Source organism: Nostoc sp. ChiQUE01b, assembly GCF_034531255.1.
Lineage (GTDB): Bacteria > Cyanobacteriota > Cyanobacteriia > Cyanobacteriales > Nostocaceae > Nostoc.
This window is the reverse complement of sequence record NZ_JAVRBM010000027.1, coordinates 82339-98599: the sequence shown is the minus strand read 5'-3', so window position 1 is coordinate 98599 and position 16261 is coordinate 82339. Positions and strand designations below refer to the sequence as shown.

14 protein-coding genes and 2 pseudogenes are annotated in these 16261 nt (G+C 43.4%); 7 read left to right on the top strand and 9 right to left on the bottom strand.

The genetic code is table 11. The features are described 5' to 3' along the window. Nucleotides 1-259 precede the first annotated feature (259 nt). Entirely contained in the window at nucleotides 260-1273 is a 1014-nt protein-coding gene (locus RMY63_RS19075; protein ID WP_322730198.1) for a glycosyltransferase family 2 protein, read from the bottom strand. A 14-nt stretch (nucleotides 1274-1287) separates the two neighbouring features. After that, a complete protein-coding gene (locus tag RMY63_RS19070) occupies nucleotides 1288-1992 on the bottom strand; it encodes an NlpC/P60 family protein (RefSeq protein ID WP_322730197.1) in 705 nt (234 codons plus the stop codon). Nucleotides 1993-2001: 9 nt separating this feature from the next. Between RMY63_RS19070 and RMY63_RS19065 the strand changes: the two genes are divergently transcribed. Further along, nucleotides 2002-2934 carry a serine hydrolase gene (locus RMY63_RS19065; RefSeq protein WP_322730196.1) on the top strand — a complete coding sequence of 311 codons (933 nt, stop codon included), beginning with the start codon at nucleotides 2002-2004 and terminating at the stop codon, nucleotides 2932-2934. 224 nt (nucleotides 2935-3158) lie between these two features. Here the strand turns inward: RMY63_RS19065 and RMY63_RS19060 are convergent. The 4 genes and pseudogenes from RMY63_RS19060 to RMY63_RS19045 all read right to left on the bottom strand — a co-directional run. Further along, nucleotides 3159-3350 (bottom strand): annotated as a pseudogene (locus RMY63_RS19060) (IS5/IS1182 family transposase); the annotation flags it as partial. A gap of 81 nt (nucleotides 3351-3431) precedes the next feature. Continuing rightward, nucleotides 3432-3812, bottom strand: coding sequence for a calcium-binding protein (locus RMY63_RS19055; protein ID WP_322730195.1), 381 nt, complete (start codon nucleotides 3810-3812; stop codon nucleotides 3432-3434). A 445-nt stretch (nucleotides 3813-4257) separates the two neighbouring features. Then, on the bottom strand, nucleotides 4258-5241 hold the full coding sequence (locus RMY63_RS19050; protein ID WP_322730194.1) for a DUF1517 domain-containing protein: 984 nt from the start codon (nucleotides 5239-5241) through the stop codon (nucleotides 4258-4260). A 330-nt stretch (nucleotides 5242-5571) separates the two neighbouring features. After that, nucleotides 5572-8352: a DUF3536 domain-containing protein gene (locus RMY63_RS19045; RefSeq protein ID WP_322730193.1), complete on the bottom strand. Its 2781-nt coding sequence runs from the start codon at nucleotides 8350-8352 to the stop codon at nucleotides 5572-5574. Between the two features lie 581 nt (nucleotides 8353-8933). Between RMY63_RS19045 and cax the strand changes: the two genes are divergently transcribed. The 3 genes from cax (at nucleotide 8934) to RMY63_RS19030 (ending at nucleotide 11638) form a co-directional block, all read left to right on the top strand. Continuing rightward, the gene (gene cax, locus RMY63_RS19040) at nucleotides 8934-10025 is read left to right on the top strand and encodes a calcium/proton exchanger (protein ID WP_322730192.1); all 1092 of its coding nucleotides are present in this window, start codon (nucleotides 8934-8936) and stop codon (nucleotides 10023-10025) included. Between the two features lie 207 nt (nucleotides 10026-10232). Further along, a complete protein-coding gene (locus RMY63_RS19035) occupies nucleotides 10233-11384 on the top strand; it encodes a protein kinase domain-containing protein (protein WP_322730191.1) in 1152 nt (383 codons plus the stop codon). Continuing rightward, nucleotides 11381-11638, top strand: coding sequence for a DUF4433 domain-containing protein (locus RMY63_RS19030; protein WP_322730190.1), 258 nt, complete (start codon nucleotides 11381-11383; stop codon nucleotides 11636-11638). Before RMY63_RS19035 ends, RMY63_RS19030 begins: the two co-directional genes overlap by 4 nt. Nucleotides 11639-11896: 258 nt before the next feature. Here the strand turns inward: RMY63_RS19030 and gndA are convergent. Next, a pseudogene (gndA, locus tag RMY63_RS19025) lies at nucleotides 11897-13318 on the bottom strand (NADP-dependent phosphogluconate dehydrogenase); the annotation flags it as partial. Between the two features lie 216 nt (nucleotides 13319-13534). On the opposite strand from gndA, the gene RMY63_RS19020 reads away from it, so the two are divergent. Next, complete coding sequence (locus tag RMY63_RS19020; RefSeq protein WP_322730189.1) at nucleotides 13535-14272, top strand: Ycf66 family protein; 738 nt, start codon at nucleotides 13535-13537, stop codon at nucleotides 14270-14272. Nucleotides 14273-14317: 45 nt separating this feature from the next. Here RMY63_RS19020 and RMY63_RS19015 read toward each other — a convergent pair whose 3' ends face one another. Together RMY63_RS19015 and RMY63_RS19010 are read right to left on the bottom strand one after the other, a co-directional pair. Beyond that, nucleotides 14318-14770: a nuclease gene (locus RMY63_RS19015; RefSeq protein WP_322730188.1), complete on the bottom strand. Its 453-nt coding sequence runs from the start codon at nucleotides 14768-14770 to the stop codon at nucleotides 14318-14320. After that, a complete protein-coding gene (locus tag RMY63_RS19010; protein WP_322730187.1) occupies nucleotides 14767-15051 on the bottom strand; it encodes a hypothetical protein in 285 nt (94 codons plus the stop codon). Before RMY63_RS19010 ends, RMY63_RS19015 begins: the two co-directional genes overlap by 4 nt. A gap of 403 nt (nucleotides 15052-15454) precedes the next feature. On the opposite strand from RMY63_RS19010, the gene RMY63_RS19005 reads away from it, so the two are divergent. Beyond that, nucleotides 15455-15718 (top strand): hypothetical protein, encoded by a 264-nt coding sequence (locus RMY63_RS19005; protein WP_322730186.1) that lies wholly within the window; start codon nucleotides 15455-15457, stop codon nucleotides 15716-15718. Further along, nucleotides 15699-16106, top strand: a complete 408-nt coding sequence (locus RMY63_RS19000; RefSeq protein ID WP_322730185.1) for a type II toxin-antitoxin system VapC family toxin — start codon at nucleotides 15699-15701, stop codon at nucleotides 16104-16106. The genes RMY63_RS19005 and RMY63_RS19000 overlap by 20 nt, the downstream gene beginning before the upstream one ends. Nucleotides 16107-16261 lie beyond the last annotated feature (155 nt).

Here is a 16261-nt window from a genome sequence, read left to right as displayed (position 1 = left end):
ATTTGTCATTTGTCATTTGTCATTTGTCATTTGTCATTTGTCATTTGTCATTTGTTTAGAGTCAACTAATATTTATTCTTAAACCGCATCTACGTTGAAAACCATAGTTTTTGGGTAAAGCTCAGAACTTAAGCCACGAGAGAATAATATACTCTCCTGAAAAACTCTAATTTCAAAATGGACGAGATTTAACTCTTTACTAATGACCAATGACCAATGACCAATGACTAATGACTAATGACCAATGACTATTGTTACATTACTTAACATTTTTTGCTACCACCTCTCGCACGCGATAGATAGGGCGTCCTTGGGATTCGTGGTATGTACGCATGAGCAATTCTGCTAAAAGTCCGAAGCAAAACAACTGTACTCCTGTTAGTAGCAGGAGAACTGCTAAAATCAGTAAGGGACGATTGCCAATCATCTCACCTAAAGCCAATTTGACGAAAGTTAAGTAAATTCCGATCGCAGTCCCTGAAAACATTGAAATCAAGCCTAACAGCCCAAAAACGTGCATCGGACGGGTGAGGAATTTTTTCATAAACAAAATGGTTAACAAATCCATCAATACCCGGAATGTCCGCCAAATTCCATATTTACTACGACCAAAGCGGCGGGCGTGATGACGTACAGGTATTTCGGTAATTCTAGCTCCTTCGATGTACGCCAAAGCAGGTAAAAATCTGTGTAATTCCCCGTAGAGGTTCATATCTGCTAGCAGTTCTGCACGATAGGCTTTCAGCGAACAACCATAGTCATGAATATTCACGCTAGTGGTGCGGCGAATTAGCCAATTGGCAATTTTGGAAGGAAGTAACCGATTTACGGCCCCATCTTGGCGTTTTTGCCGCCAACCACTTACTAAATCGTAACCTTCGTCCAGCTTTGCTAATAACATGGGGATATCAGCCGGATCGTTCTGGAGATCGGCATCTAAAGTAACGATCGCTTTACCGACTGCATAATAAAATCCAGCAGCCATCGCCGCAGTTTGTCCGTAGTTGCGACGCAAAATCACCGCCTTTAAATCAGTGCGGATTTGTGCCTGTTCTTTAAGAAAATCCCCAGAACCATCTGTAGAACCATCATCCACACAAATGATTTCATAATTTATCTGACCAGAGGATAAAGTAGAGGCGATCGCTTCTAGTAAAAGTGGCAAACTCTCCACCTCGTCATGTATTGGTACTACCACCGAAACATCTGGGACAATTGCTGAAATCGCCCCATTCTCCTCACTACTCCTTTCAAAAACCAACCCACTCCTCATAAGCCTCAGCGTCCTCAGCGTCTCTGTGGTTCGTAACTCTTAAAAACTTTACCAGCACCTCGCAGCTGCTGATAGTACGACTGACTAACCGCATCTCCCTGTTCCGAGAGAATATCAATTCCGATCCCATTCCGTCCCTGCTCTTTCCCAGAACTATGGATATAATAACCATCCGCCAAATAAAGCCCGACATGGGTGGCTTTTTGGCTAGTTCCAAAAAATACCAGATCCCCGGCTGCTAATTCTGCAATCGTAATTGGTTGAGTGAATCCTTCCTGTTGATAGGCATCTCTAGGTAGCCAAATACCCACCGAAGCAAACGCCGCCTGCATCAACCCAGAACAGTCATAATTTGGCCCAACCGTACCACCCCAAAGGTAATAATTTGATTGTTGCATTGCTTTTTGGGTAAAGGCGATAATCTCTGCTAGAAGTTTTTTAATCTCCGATTCAGAAAATGTTGCAGCCTGATAAGGTACAGTAGCAGATTGTAATGAATCAAAATCTGAAACAGATACCCATCCCGGATAGTCATCTTCACATAAATACACCTCAACCGCCGAATTTTGATGATTTGATGTTACCCACAAATGTCTTCCAGATGCAGCTTGAGTTGCTAAACGCGTACATTCAGGAGAATCATATAAATTCAGGTTAGCTAAACACTGATATTCCCCTGATTTTGGATTTTGGATTTTGGATTTTAGATTAAAGGACATTATCAGAGAATGATTTTTTTTAATAAAGACGAACAACTCGAAAATCTTGGGTTAGGCATTTTAGATGCAACTTGGGCAGCATTTGGGACTTTAGCACGAAACCAAATTGCCCTGACTTGGGTTATTTACGATCCACCTGTGCGAGTAAATACTGGTGGGGCGCTGACTCCTAATGCTTTTTGGGATCACCCTGTTCGTGGTTTCACTTATCGCGGTGTTGAGCGGATTTATCCTGCCAGTGTAGTCAAGTTATTTTATCTGGTGGCGGTAAACGAATGGCTAGAAAAAGGCATGAGTCAAACCTCCAAGGAGTTGGAGCGAGCTTTGCGGGATATGATTGTCGATTCTAGTAACGATGCTACCAGTTTAGTTGTGGATATTTTGAGTGGCACCACATCAGGCCCAGAATTACCAATCGGCCCCTTTGAAACCTGGAAATATCAGCGTAATATTGTGAACCGCTATTACCAATCTTTGGGTTGGGAAGAATTGGAGACAATTAACGTCTGTCAAAAAACTTGGGGTGATGGCCCTTATGGACGGGAACGGGCATTTGTGGGAGAGTTACTAGAAAATCGTAATATGTTGACCACAAATGCGATCGCCAGATTACTGCATAGTATTGTAGGTGGGGTGGCGGTTTCAAGTGCGCGATCGCAAGCCATGATGGCTTTACTGAAACGTCCTCTCAACGATTTGCCCACTGACACCGAGGAAAATCAGGTGACAGGTTTTTTAGGTGATGGACTGCCTAAAAATGCTCAAATTTGGTCAAAAGCAGGTTGGACAAGTCAAGTTCGCCATGATGTTGCGTATATTGAGTTACCAGAACAGCGTCCTTACCTCTTAGTGGTATTTACTGAAGGTAAAGCCCAGGCTAAGAGTCGCGCTATTTTGCCCTTTGTTTCTAAACTAGTTGCCGATGCGATCGCTAGTCTATAGCAATCCTAAATCATTTGCGAACAACAAGATCCCCGACTTCTTAAAGGATACAGCTGGCGAATAGGGGGTCAGACCCCCCTCAATAACAAGCCAGTTTAACAATAACAGAGCAATAAGTAGGCAACCTCAAAAAAGTGTGATACCTACCGGACTTTATTTGAGCATGACAATTTCAGACCAAAACACAAGCAAAGCAGGTGTACTTGGACAAAATTGAACAGTGCTAATTGTTCTCGCTCATTTTGATTTTTCGGTAAGCGGTAATTATCAAATCGCCCACTGTATCTCTCAAACCACTCATCACTAATAATCGCTTTCAACCATAATGGTGCAACTGACGCTATTTCGTTAAGTGTTGCTCTTAATGTTTCTCCTACCAATTCCAAACGATTGACTTGACGTATTGCTGCTATCACCAAAACAGTGCTGTTAGCGGAAGCGGGGCGTTTAGCCCGTGCCTAGTTATGAGTGCTAAGTAAAAAGTAAAATCGGAGAATTTAAAACTTATAACCTCTAGCAATCCAATAGAGCCAGTCTGCGATCGCTTCTTGAGTTTCACTGTCAACATCAATAGCTGCTATTTCAGATAATTTTGCAGAATATACATCATCATCCTTACCATTAATATAAGCCACTTCTACAAGCATATCTTTTAAGCACTCATCATCTGGGGCCATTCCCAGTACTTCAACTTGTTTCTCTTCGACAGCACCTGATTTGCGTCCCTTCTTAGTCCATTTAGCCATAAAGGGAAAATTCAGAGCCTCTTCGAGGTAGTAGTACCAACCCATGGCCCGGTCTTCTTTGTCTTCAGCATCTACAAGGATCTCTGTTTTAATGCGATGCTCTCGGTTTTCGTCGGCTTCAACACTAGGCATAAGATAACACTTTGCGTATAATTCATTTTGATAATACTACCAAAATGTTTCTAAAATCATAGTTAAATATATCTATTATGTCCACTTAATTACTTATTCACCTCCTTGAACCCCACCCCTTAAACCAATTCGCAATTCGCAATTCGCAATTCGCAATTATGTGTTGTAACGGGGATAAAGACAAGCAGCCCAACACTTGCGGCTTGATAGAAGCCGGGGATTTAAACCCCTACACTTTGTTAATCTTCTCTTTGGAAACTCTTAGGGTAAGGTGGGGTGAAATGACTGTGGCAATCATAACTAATTATCTGGAAATGATATAAACTCTACAAAAAACCGCTTGTCAATGACAAACGGTTTTCTAGTTATTGTTCTTAAGGGGAACTTATTCGTTGCACTAAGATGCAAAGTTTTTCTTAGCGCTCAAGCGCAAAATTTTCACAGATTAAACAAGTCTCAAATCAGGATAATTTGCTAACACATCATCAGATGTGAGGGTATCATTTTCAGCTTGTGGAGTCCAAAGAACTTCAATTGCTAGAAGCTTATCGCTAGGGATACTACCAATTCGCCGCAAAGCTTGACGCAAATCATCACCACTATTAATCGCTGTGGGGATTTCAAACTTACCTAGTGTCGCCGCCAACAAGGTGACGATAATGTATTCACCAGGACCTTCGGTAACTAGGCGGGTGGGGTTGTCGAGTTCACCAGTCGGAGGTAAAGCATCTTTGGCAAGGGCTGCTTTTAGCTGGTTGTTGACGTTAGAAAGAGTTTCTTCGCTAAACTTGCTGCGTTCTGCCAGTGACAGTCGATTAAACTGACCTTCAGCTGAATTCAAACTGGCTTGTTGAGTGCCACCACCTGCATATACAAAGTATTCGGGATGGCGGAGTAAAGCGAGGCTGGCTTCTTGGAGAATTTCTGCTCTGCCTTCTGGGGTGTTAGTATCAGCAGTTTCAGCAATGTGGTTGAGTTCATTTTGCAATTCACGAGCTTGAGCTAACAAACCTACTTGCAAACGAGTTACAGAAACAGGAGAATTACTGCTGTAATCTGCTTCTAGAGTTTCACCGCTAGAGACGCGGCGGAAAGTTTGCAATAAGAAATTAGCGATCGCAAAGAAAATTAAGATGCCAAATAGACCACCAAATCCTCCTCCAATACCCCAGAAGGGAAGTAGGAAGGGAAAGCCAAAGCCACCACCAAAACCACCACCAGGATAGTATCCGCCCCCGCCCGGAGGTGCATAAGTGCGTGGTGTATAGGTGCGGCTAGAAGGCGCTCTAAAGGAGCCACCACCGATGCGACCCCCACTGCGGGCTGCTAATGCGCCGTCAGCATGACCAAGTGCCAAAGCTAACACCAAGCTTAGGGCTAAGAAGGCTTTTAACAGCGGTTTGATGGTTTGTTGTAGTTTTTTACGCATAAGACTATCGCTTCAAAAACGGAATCATTATTTATGATTTCTCCCATGTTGGAACCAGTGTTGCAAGATGTTGCTAACGCTAGCCCGTAACAAGCAAGTTTGTAGCATTCACGTAGCATTCCCTTTTAGAGGCTACATATTTAATTTACCGCGTCTTATCTTGGGTAAGTAGCGATCGCAGGGGGGATTTCTCGACAGGGAAACCGTACCTGAAGACATGTTTATCATCACATGAAAAACTCCATCGCCCAAGTGGCGTGGAGTTTCCCGTCGCTTTCAATGAGGTTTTGACTGAAGTTGATGCTAATGTAGGGACTCACAGCCCTACATCTATCCCAACTGATTTGAGATCGAGCTAACATCAACGGCTAATTTTTTACCCAACTTGAGCAACTGAAGACACTGATTATCTGCTTCATTACCAAGGCTAGTGATACACACTGGCGCTATCTGACTGTGCAGACAACTAAAATATAATTCTTGCGATCGCTGTAGGGAAATATGAATATTTAGTTGATCCCCGACATCAATCAATCGCTCCAATAGTTGGATATCTGCATTAAAACTACCATTGGCATCGTGCAGCAATTGCCAGAGCGATCGCGCAATTAACTGTTCTAACATCTGCTTACCGTCGGGGATATTCAGCCGACAACGCAGATGTTTTGCTTCAGTAGCGATCGCCTCTAATTCTAAGATGTGACTCCAATTCTTTTGGGGATCGGCAATCTCTTGCTCAAGCGATCGTAATGTCATCAGACAGCGATGCCCTAAAGCAATATCTGCTGCTACCTGCAATTCTTGCGGTACTGCGATTTCATCTCGATGAAACGCCATCAGCACACCATAATTATCGCGGTAGGCTTGGGTATACAACTGCCCTAAACGTGCCAGTGTTTCCTGACTCAGCAGCCCCATAATCCGATGGCGTTCTTCAGCAAATAGATTTTGCAAGCTGAAAGCTTCTTCTCCAAATAGCTGGGTCATCGCCAAAATAGTATGAGCCGCACTAGCTTGTTTTAGTGCCCCAAACAGCTTTTCTTTGATTTGGCTGTAGTCACGCCGCCCAGTAAATTGCTGAATGCAGCAGTGGAAATCCCAGCCTCCCAAATGCAGAACCGCAAATACCAAATGCTCACTTTCCCAGGTAATCTCTGATACCAGCTTTAAATTTCCCACAGCCAGAGTTAGCGATCCCATGCGTTGCAGTTGGTAATCTAGCTCATTGGCAGTGTAGCAATAAACCCGCTTCTGGTAACGCTGAGATTGTTTGTCAGCAGCATCTTTTCTCGGTAGGGAATTATGTGTCTCTGCTGGTTTCTGATTGGTAAACAGGGAAGTAATGGCGTAATGGGCTGCTACTTGCTTAAATCCCAGTTGGGCAGTTAACACGAGTTGCCGATAAATTTCCGCACCGTGTTTGAAGTCATCCACATTACTGGGGGCTAAACCAAGACGTTTGACGAAGCCTTTTTCCAATTGCACACCGGCGACTTCCCCTGCCAATTCCAAAGCACGGGCGGCGTAGCGCAGAATTTGTGTCCCCTCTGGACGGGAAATTTCTTCAAAAAACCAACCGCAACTAGTGAACATTAACAACGCGTGACGCTGCATTTCTAACAAGCGCAAAGCGTCTACTTGTTCGGCTGCGGTTAGTTTGTGGGTTTGATGACGGGTGAGGAAACGGTTGACATTGCTAGCAGAGCGATCGCGTATCACTTGGATATATTCATCCCGCGCTAGCCAGGGATCGCGAAATAACTGTCTACCATGTTCTGCATACACTTCAGTTAGCTGATCCCGCAGCCAATTTAGGGCATCCCGCAAAGGACGACGCCATTTCTGATGCCAAATACTGCCTTCCCCACCACAACCACAGTCATCTTCCCATCTGCCGACACCGTGGGCGCAGCTCCAGGCTGTGACTGACTTCAATTCCACTTCCCAACTGGGAGAATTTAAACTCAGGTAGTGGGCGAAGTTCGTCACCGTCCAACCCTGTTGAGGAAACTCTTTGGTAAAGGCGTAGGCTAAAGTTTTCTCAGTTCCCTTTTTGTGGTGTCCAAAGGTTTCCCCATCCGTCGCCACAGAAATCAACTGTGCTGGGCGATGATCCCCACGCACTGCTGAACCGATACGTCCGGCAAAGTGACTAGAATTATAAACGACATCACTAAAACCCATGTCCCGCGATATCGGGCCATCATAGAAGAAGATATCAATGTAGGGGGGGGAGTGGGTAGAGACGCGATTAATCGCGTCTGTACTGGGGAGTGGGGAGTGGTTACTATCCCCATTCCCTACTCCCAATTCCCTACTCCCTTCTTTGATCCCACTTAGAGGTGAAGATGAAGTGTCTAGTGTCGGCTTCAAATAACAACGATAGGGACGGGTAGAATCAATCTGACTACCACCGACTTCGATCCATTCAGGATGGGGACGATCTGGAGTCGGGAGGGGACGGCAACGCAGTGCTTGAGACGGTGCCAGGACAATGAAGCGAATACCCTCAGCAACAAGAGCTTCTAGGGTGGCGTAGTCTACAGCAGTTTCTGCTAGCCACATCCCTTCGGGATCGCGGCCAAAGCGGGAGCGAAAGTCTTCTTTACCCCAGCGAATTTGGGTATATTTGTCGCGTTCATTCGCCAGAGGCATGATGATGTGATTGTATACTTGCGCGATCGCATTGCCATGACCATGCAAGCGTTGGCTACTTTTGGCATCCGCCTCTAAAATTCGCTGATAAACTTCCACATCGTAGCGTTCTAGCCACGACATCAGCGTTGGCCCAATATTAAAACTGAAATATTCGTAATTATTGACGATCCTCACTACTTCGCCTTGGTCATTTAAGACTCTGGCAAAAGCATTTGGACGATAGCATTCCCAATGAATCCGCTCATTCCAATCATGGAAAGGTGCAGCGCTCGGTTGGCGTTCAATTGCGTCCAGATAAGGGTTTTCCCTTGGTGGCTGGTAAAAATGACCATGCACCGTCACGTAAACACCATTAGCCTTTCTCAGGGGATCGGTTTCTTTAGTGTTATTGGGATCTGAATGTAATGTTAACGTTGAGCCAGAGCTAGCTGGCATTTGGTCAGCAGAAGTCATGTATATTTATCCAAAACAAAAAACTTGCAGTTGCACCGAAAAGATTGTGCATAAACCTTTCTACAATAGTTTTTACACCAAATCCGGTATAAACGACAACTAGAGAATCCAACCAAATTTTTGACAAGCCGGTTTTATCGTAGTGGGAAATCTGCGTTATCGCACAGCGCAAAGTTCGTTGGGCGGCTCTGCCGACTTAAAGGAACTTTGCAAAACAGCCCTTTCCCTCAAGGCTTAAAATAATTAGCCATTGAACAAAGCCTCAGTTAGGGGTTTATTCTTCTTTAGCGCCAATCAAAATTTTAATTGTCTTTTAATATATTAAACCCCATTTTTGGTGTAATATTTTGGCTCAAATTCATAGTTTTGCAACAAAAGATTACGAAAACTCATTATATCGCAATTTTGCTTTACACAACATCCACAGCGGTGAACGGAAAACAGTACAATCTCTGAATTGTTCTACAGGCGGTTGAGAGTACCATATCGGAGTGCTGAATGAAAGTGATGTTAATTCAACACTCCAAATTTGAAACTTAGGATTGCTCGCTGTGAATGATACCCTCAACTTAAGACAACAAATGTCAACCAAAAACATTATTCTTTTCGTTTTACTACTCTTCATCCCGGTTTCTGTAGCAGCCCACTTTCTGGAATGGGGAGAATTGACAGTTTTCATTACAGCTGGATTAGCAATTTTGCCCCTAGCAGCTTGGATGGGTACAGCTACAGAAGAAATTGCTGTCGTAGTTGGGCCATCGCTGGGGGGCTTGTTAAACGCCACCTTTGGCAATGCTACAGAATTAATCATCGCCCTAGTAGCGTTGAACGCTGGGTTAGTAGATGTAGTCAAAGCTAGTATCACGGGATCGATTATTAGCAACTTACTACTGGTGATGGGTTTTTCCATGCTTTTGGGAGGACTGCGCTACAAAGAACAGACATTTCAGCCAATTGTGGCGCGGGTGAATGCTGCTTCGATGAATTTGGCAGTGATTGCCATTTTGATGCCAACGGCAATGAACTATACCTCTCAAGGAATTAACGAACAAACACTGCAAAATCTTTCTATTGCTGTTGCCGTAGTTTTAATCTTGGTTTATGCCCTAACGCTGCTATTTTCGATGAAAACCCACTCCTATTTGTATGATGTGGGTGTAGCAGAGACAGAAGAAGAGGAAACCTCTCACGGGAAACCAAATATGATTTTGTGGGTTGGCGTGCTGCTAGTATGCACCTTGTTAGTGGCAATTGAGTCAGAAATGCTAGTAGATTCTCTGGAAGTGGCTACATCTCAGCTAGGTTTGACGGCGCTGTTTACAGGGGTGATTTTGGTTCCCATCGTCGGTAACGCGGCTGAACACGCTACAGCAGTCACCGTGGCGATGAAAGATAAGATGGATCTTTCGCTTTCGGTAGCTGTGGGATCGAGTATGCAGATTGCCCTATTTGTTGCACCCGTATTAGTGATAGCAGGGCGGGTATTGGGGCAACCAATGGATTTGGATTTCAAACCCTTTGAATTAGTCGCTGTGGTTGTGTCAGTGTTGATTGCCAACAGTATTAGTTCCGATGGTAAGTCAAATTGGCTGGAAGGTACTTTGTTATTAGCTGCTTATACAGTGTTGGGATTCGCCTTCTACTTCCATCCAGTGATGGAAAGTATGGGGTAGTACCGTAAGGCGGAAGTCAAAAGTCAAAAGTTTGTATATCAAGGCTTTTGCTTGTTTAAAATGGTGGCTTGATTTCCGCCGCGCTGTACTAGCAAGTAGTGCGACGCCGAATAGCCGATCGTACAGATTGCTCATATTTTAACGGATTCGCAAAAGTCTCCACCCTTAACGCCAGTAAAATAAAGAGATATAAGAGCGATCGCCTGTATGAGCTACTGCCTTAATCCCCATTGTCCCAAGCCTGAAAATCCCGATCATGTCAAGTTTTGCGTGACTTGCGGTTCTAAGTTACTCCTCAAAGAACGTTACCGTGCTATCAAACCAATCGGACAAGGTGGTTTTGGCAAAACCTTCTTAGCTGTGGATGAGGATAAACCTTCAAAACCACGCTGCGTAATTAAGCAATTTTATCCTCAATCCCAAGGCACTAACACTCTGGCAAAAGCTGTAGAGTTATTTAACCAAGAAGCAGTACAGTTAGATGAATTGGGCAAACATCCCCAAATTCCCGAACTACTGGCATATTTTACTCAAGAAAATCGGCAGTATCTTGTACAAGAATTTATTGACGGGCAAAATTTAGCCCAGGAGTTAGCACATAGAGGTGCTTTTAGCGAAACACAAATCTGGCAACTATTAAACGATTTATTATCAGTTTTGCAATTTTGTCACGCCAAACACGTAATTCACCGCGATATTAAGCCAGAAAATATTATTCGTGAGAGCGATGCCCAAGGCAAACTAGTATTAGTAGATTTTGGTGCTGCTAAATCTGCTACTGCCGCTGCCTTAAATAAAACTGGTACTAGTATTGGTAGTCCAGAATATGTTGCCCCTGAACAAATGAGAGGTAGGGCTATTTTCGCCAGCGATATTTACAGTTTGGGTGCGACTTGTATTAATTTATTAACAGTGCGATCGCCCTTCGATTCTTATGATATCAACAACGATACTTGGGTCTGGCAGCAATACTTGCAGACTCCCGTCAGTAATGAGTTGAGCCGCATTCTCAACAAGATGTTAGAAAGTATCCCGATTCGGCGTTATCAAACAGTAGACGAAGTTCTCAAAGACTTAAATAAATACTTGCCAGTAGCATCAAAGCCAGCAGTTACACCAAAACCTATCCCTCAATCACCACCAAATTCTCCACCCGCTTTTGTATCGAAATCTCCTAGTCAAATCGAGAAAGAATTAGAAGAAATGAAAACCCAATTTTTGGGTAACAGCAAACCTCAACCAAATAAAATACAGCCACAAAATCCCACACCTCAACCTTCTAGTAAAAGCAAAATAGATGAAGAACTAGAAGAATTGAAAGCTAAATATCTTGGGAAGAATAACACGCCAAATCAATGAGAAAACCAGATATAAAAAGCCTCTATTACATCACACACATTGAAAATCTGCCCTCAATACTTCAAAGAGGTATCTTATCTCACAAAGCAGTTGAGGAGTTAGGTGTTTCATATACACCAATCTACGATAGTGGGATTGTTAGCAAGCGTAAAGACAAGTCTACGCCTGCAAGGAGTAGTTTGTGGGAATACGCTAACTTATACTTTCAGCCACGTAACCCAATGATGTATCGGGTGGTTCATGAAAAGGACTAATGATTACTTGCTAAATCGCTCTTGATTCGCACTTTGCCGTAGATGCCTTTTCTCTAAAATGAAAAATATGTAAGTTAAAAGTGCATTAGCTTAACAATGAATAATTAACAGTGATAATTGACAAAAAAAAGTGACTCTGACAGAGCCACTTTTAAATTTACAAACTAAAACTCTCTAAACTTTTGGAGATGTTGTAGGTGTTGTAGGTGTAGTTGGTTCTGTAGCTTGCAGCTCTCTTGGTGTGGAAGTTTGCACGGATGCTTCCGAAATCGGTGTCCATTCGGTGTGGAAGGCTCCAGGCTTATCAAGTCGCTCGTAGGTGTGCGCCCCGAAGTAGTCGCGTTGAGCTTGAGTGAGGTTTTGGGGCAAGCGATCGCGTCGATAGCTGTCAAAATAATCTAATGACGCACTGAATGCTGGTACTGGAATTCCCAGTTTTGCTGATGTTACCAACACTTCGCGCCAAGCTGGTTGTCTGTCGAGAATTGTCTGCTTGAATTCAGGAGCCAATAGCAGGTTAGGTGGCGCTGGATTTTCGTTAAATGCGTTCTTAATCTTATTCAAAAATCCAGCACGAATAATACAGCCACCCTTCCAAATGCGCGCCAATTCACCCAAATTCAAGTTATAGTTGTAGGTTTTTGAAGCTGTAGCTAACAGTGCCATGCCCTGAGCGTAAGAACAGATTTTCGAGCAATACAGAGCATCTCGCACCATGTTGATAAAAGCTTTGGTATCTCCCTCATACTTGCCAGAAGGGCCTGTAAGTATCTTGGATGCTGCTACCCGCTCTTTTTTGAAAGAAGACATGATTCGGGCGTTCACCGCTGCAATCATTGTTGGTACAGCAACCCCCAAATCCATTGCAGTTTGCACTGTCCAGCGTCCGGTTCCCTTTTGCCCTGCGGCATCAACAATCAAATCGACTAAGGGTAGATTTGTTTCTGAGTCAATGTAGGGGAAAATCTTTGACGTAATTTCAATCAAAAACGAATTGAGTTCGTCGGTGGTGTTCCATTCGGCAAAAACTTCGTGTAGCTGATTATGGTCTAGTCCAGCAGCATTTTTCAGTAAGTCGTAGGCTTCTGCAATTAACTGCATATCGCCGTACTCGATGCCGTTGTGTACCATTTTGACGTAGTGACCGGCACCACCAGGACCGCAATAGGTTACGCAAGGGCCATCATCAACTTGGGCAGCAATTTTATTGAAAATTGGTGAGAGATACTCGTAGGAGCTTTCTGTACCTCCAGGCATCAGTGAGGGGCCATTTAGCGCCCCTTCTTCACCACCACTAACACCCATCCCGATAAACCGAAGTCCAGCAGGTTCTAATTCCTGAGTGCGTCGTTCGGTATCTTCAAACCAAGAGTTGCCACCGTCGATAATGATATCGCCTTCGTCTAACAAGGGTTTGAGTTGAGCAATCACCGCATCCACTGGCTTACCAGCTTGCACCATCACTAGGATTTTGCGAGGACGTTCCAATGCAGCAACAAATTCTTCCAAGGTAAAGGCGGCTTTGACATTCCGTCCTGGCGCACGCTCTGCCATGAATCTGTCGGTTTTATCGCGCGAGCGGTTGTATACTGCGATTGGAAAGCCATTACGTTCGACGTTTAGAGCGATGTTCTCACCCATAACGGCTAATCCAATCACACCAAAGCTTTGTAGTGTCATAAAAAATTTCTGGCTAACTCTTGCAGATCCTTTTACCTTAAGGGTAGTCCGATATTTTCCCTTCTCCCCTAAAGAAGACCTTAAGACTTGATCTAAACGACAAAAATCCACAACTAACATGGATAATTAATTTTAAATTGTATCTAAATCAACAATTGACTTGCAAAATTTGCAAAATTGAAATAATCAAAGGACGCAGTAAGGAGTAACCAAATAATGCTGGCATTTGTCCTAGCTTTGGTAGTGGGTCTTGGTAGTTTAGCCATTTATATAGCAGCTTTCTTTTTCCCAGAAATCCACCGCAAGAATGACTTTATCTGGAGTGGCATAGGATTGTTCTATGCTTTAGTCTTATGGGTGTTTGCACCACGCATTACTGGGGGTTTGTTGCTCGGTCATCTGGCTAGTGTGGCTCTTTTGGTCTGGTTTGGCTGGCAAACTCTATCATTACGTCGGCAATTGACCCCGCAGGCACAACAAACCCAAGTACCCAGTGCTGAGACGGTAAAAACTGGCATTCAAGAACAGGTGAATAAGTTGTCCCTTCAGGAACGGCTGGGCCAGTTGCAAAAAGGTCTTAGTAGTACCTTCAGTGGCGCAAAAGACAAAGTGCAGCAGACTGTGAGCAAAAAGACACCCACAACCCCCAAACCTGAAGATATTACTTCTGTACTGTCAGAGAAACCTGCTATTGAGATTATTGACAAAACTATTGTCATACCAGAACAACCAGGAGAAAAGACAGTTACTACTGACACTGAAGCAAAAACCGAGAGTGTACCGGAAGCGATTCCCCCACATCCCCCATCTCCTGAATTGGTGGAAGCAGCGCAACCAGATTTTGAAATTGAGAACAAGCAACCGATTTCTGTAGAGGAAATTGCGCCGGATGCGGTACTTGCTCCCCCAGGGGAAACGCCACCTGAGCAAATACCGCCTAATCAAGGTAGTTAAATTCTGTGAAACCCAACGTTAACCTAATATAATGTTGGGTTTCACTCAACTTGTTTTAATCTTTTGCCACAAATTGGCTGCAACAAATCTAGATAAATGACCAACATTAGTTGTTGCGATCGCAACATCTGCACCAATAATAGTTACAGCTTGGGCTACTAAAATTATGTCACCGTCAATTGTCTTATCACCAGCTGTTGGTTGTCCTTGTTGACGAGCTTGTGCCCAGAATAATGCAGCTTGACGCATTGCAGCTGTTGTGATGGGTAAATATTCTAGAAGTTGACTTAATTCATCTAAGCGAGCAATACTTTTAACTTTGTTTGCGCGTAATAATTCTCGCCGCACTTCATAATCGGCGATTTCAGGAATTATAACTCGACTGCCAGAGGAAACGAGTAGTTGCAACCATTGAGTACAAGCAAGGCTTTCAGCAGACAACTTTGGATTTGTGACTAAACCTAGTGGCCCTGAATCTAACAGAATAACTTGACTCACCAAGTTATACCTTTTAACTCAACAGGGAATAATTTTCGATTAGATAAACGATCCTCATCTAAGGCATGAATTAAGTACTCTCCTGTTTCTTGCTGCTCATCAGTGTCACCTTCATCAATCCAAGACTGAAGCGCATTGACTAATTTAGACTGTTTCTCTTTTGGCAGAATATATTCTTGCAAAATCTGCAAAGTATATGTTTCAACAGAAAGCCCTTGCTGTTTAGCTTGTTGTGCAAGATACTGTTCTAATTCTGGTGGTAAGTTCAGGGTTAAGGCCATAAGTCTCTTTTGAGTGACAGCATATATTTTAAACCTCTAGGACTTACGCACTATACAAACGAATCATCTTGTGTATAACGTAAATAGGTTGTTTCAGCTGTTTACAAACTATCCTTTGTTAGCCGCGATCGCAAAAAGACAGTTGAAAAATCTGGTCAAAAGCCTTGAAAAGCATACCTGCTATTTCGGCTTTTTTGTCAATGCGTAAGTACTAACCTCCTTCCAGCCTTAACCCGATTTTGTAGGGCAATACGTTGACACTACGCTCTTTTGAAAGTTTTAGGCTCTAAAAAGTACAATCATTTAGATGTGCGACAGCTTACTAAAATCCCGCGACTTTAGTCGTGGGGAATGCGTTAGTTATATTAAAATTAAAAATTGGAAAATCAGGAGAGATTAGGTAATGCACGATTTTGAATGGAGAGTTAAAGTCTTAGAAGAAGTGCAGCAAATCCCAGATGCTAAGTTAGCACAACTCTATGAGATGATTCACGGATTTAGACTTAGCTCAGAAACTAACAGCCACAACACTGCTGCTATTATGCAGTTCGCAGGTTGCTGGAGCGATATGTCAGATGAAGCATACTGCGAATTTTTAGACGAGATTGCTATCCGTCGTCAGCAAGCATTTTCTCAAAGACGAAACCGTGAAACCAGCATTGATTGATACTGATATTTTGTCCTTGTTCTTTCGAGGCAATACCAATGTAGTAGCTCAGTTTCAGACTTACTTGATAACCTATCGTCAAATCAACATTAGTATCATCACTTATTACGAAATTCTCAGTGGCTTAAAGCACCGTGATGCCCAAAAGCAACTCACCTTATTTTTGGAGTTTGTCGCCCAAAATACTGTCTTGCCCGTTACTGAACAATCAGTCACCCTATCGGCAGATATCTACGCAAACTTGCGCCTCCAAGGGATTCCCATCGACGATATTGACTTGCTCATTGCTGGGGTTGCCATTGCCAATAATCTAGTTATGATTACTCATAATCAGCGTCATTTTAGTAGAGTTGAAGCACTAGAGTTGCAAGATTGGAGTCAAGCTTGACGTGCTTTGATTGCGATAAAAGTTACCCTATCGATTTTATGCAGCGATCGCAGTAGCATCAGAATGGAATAGCGATCGCAATTTTATATCTTTGGGTTAAAACGATGAGGAGTTGCACTAGCGATCGGGGTTAGTTTATCAAGGAAATCACGCAA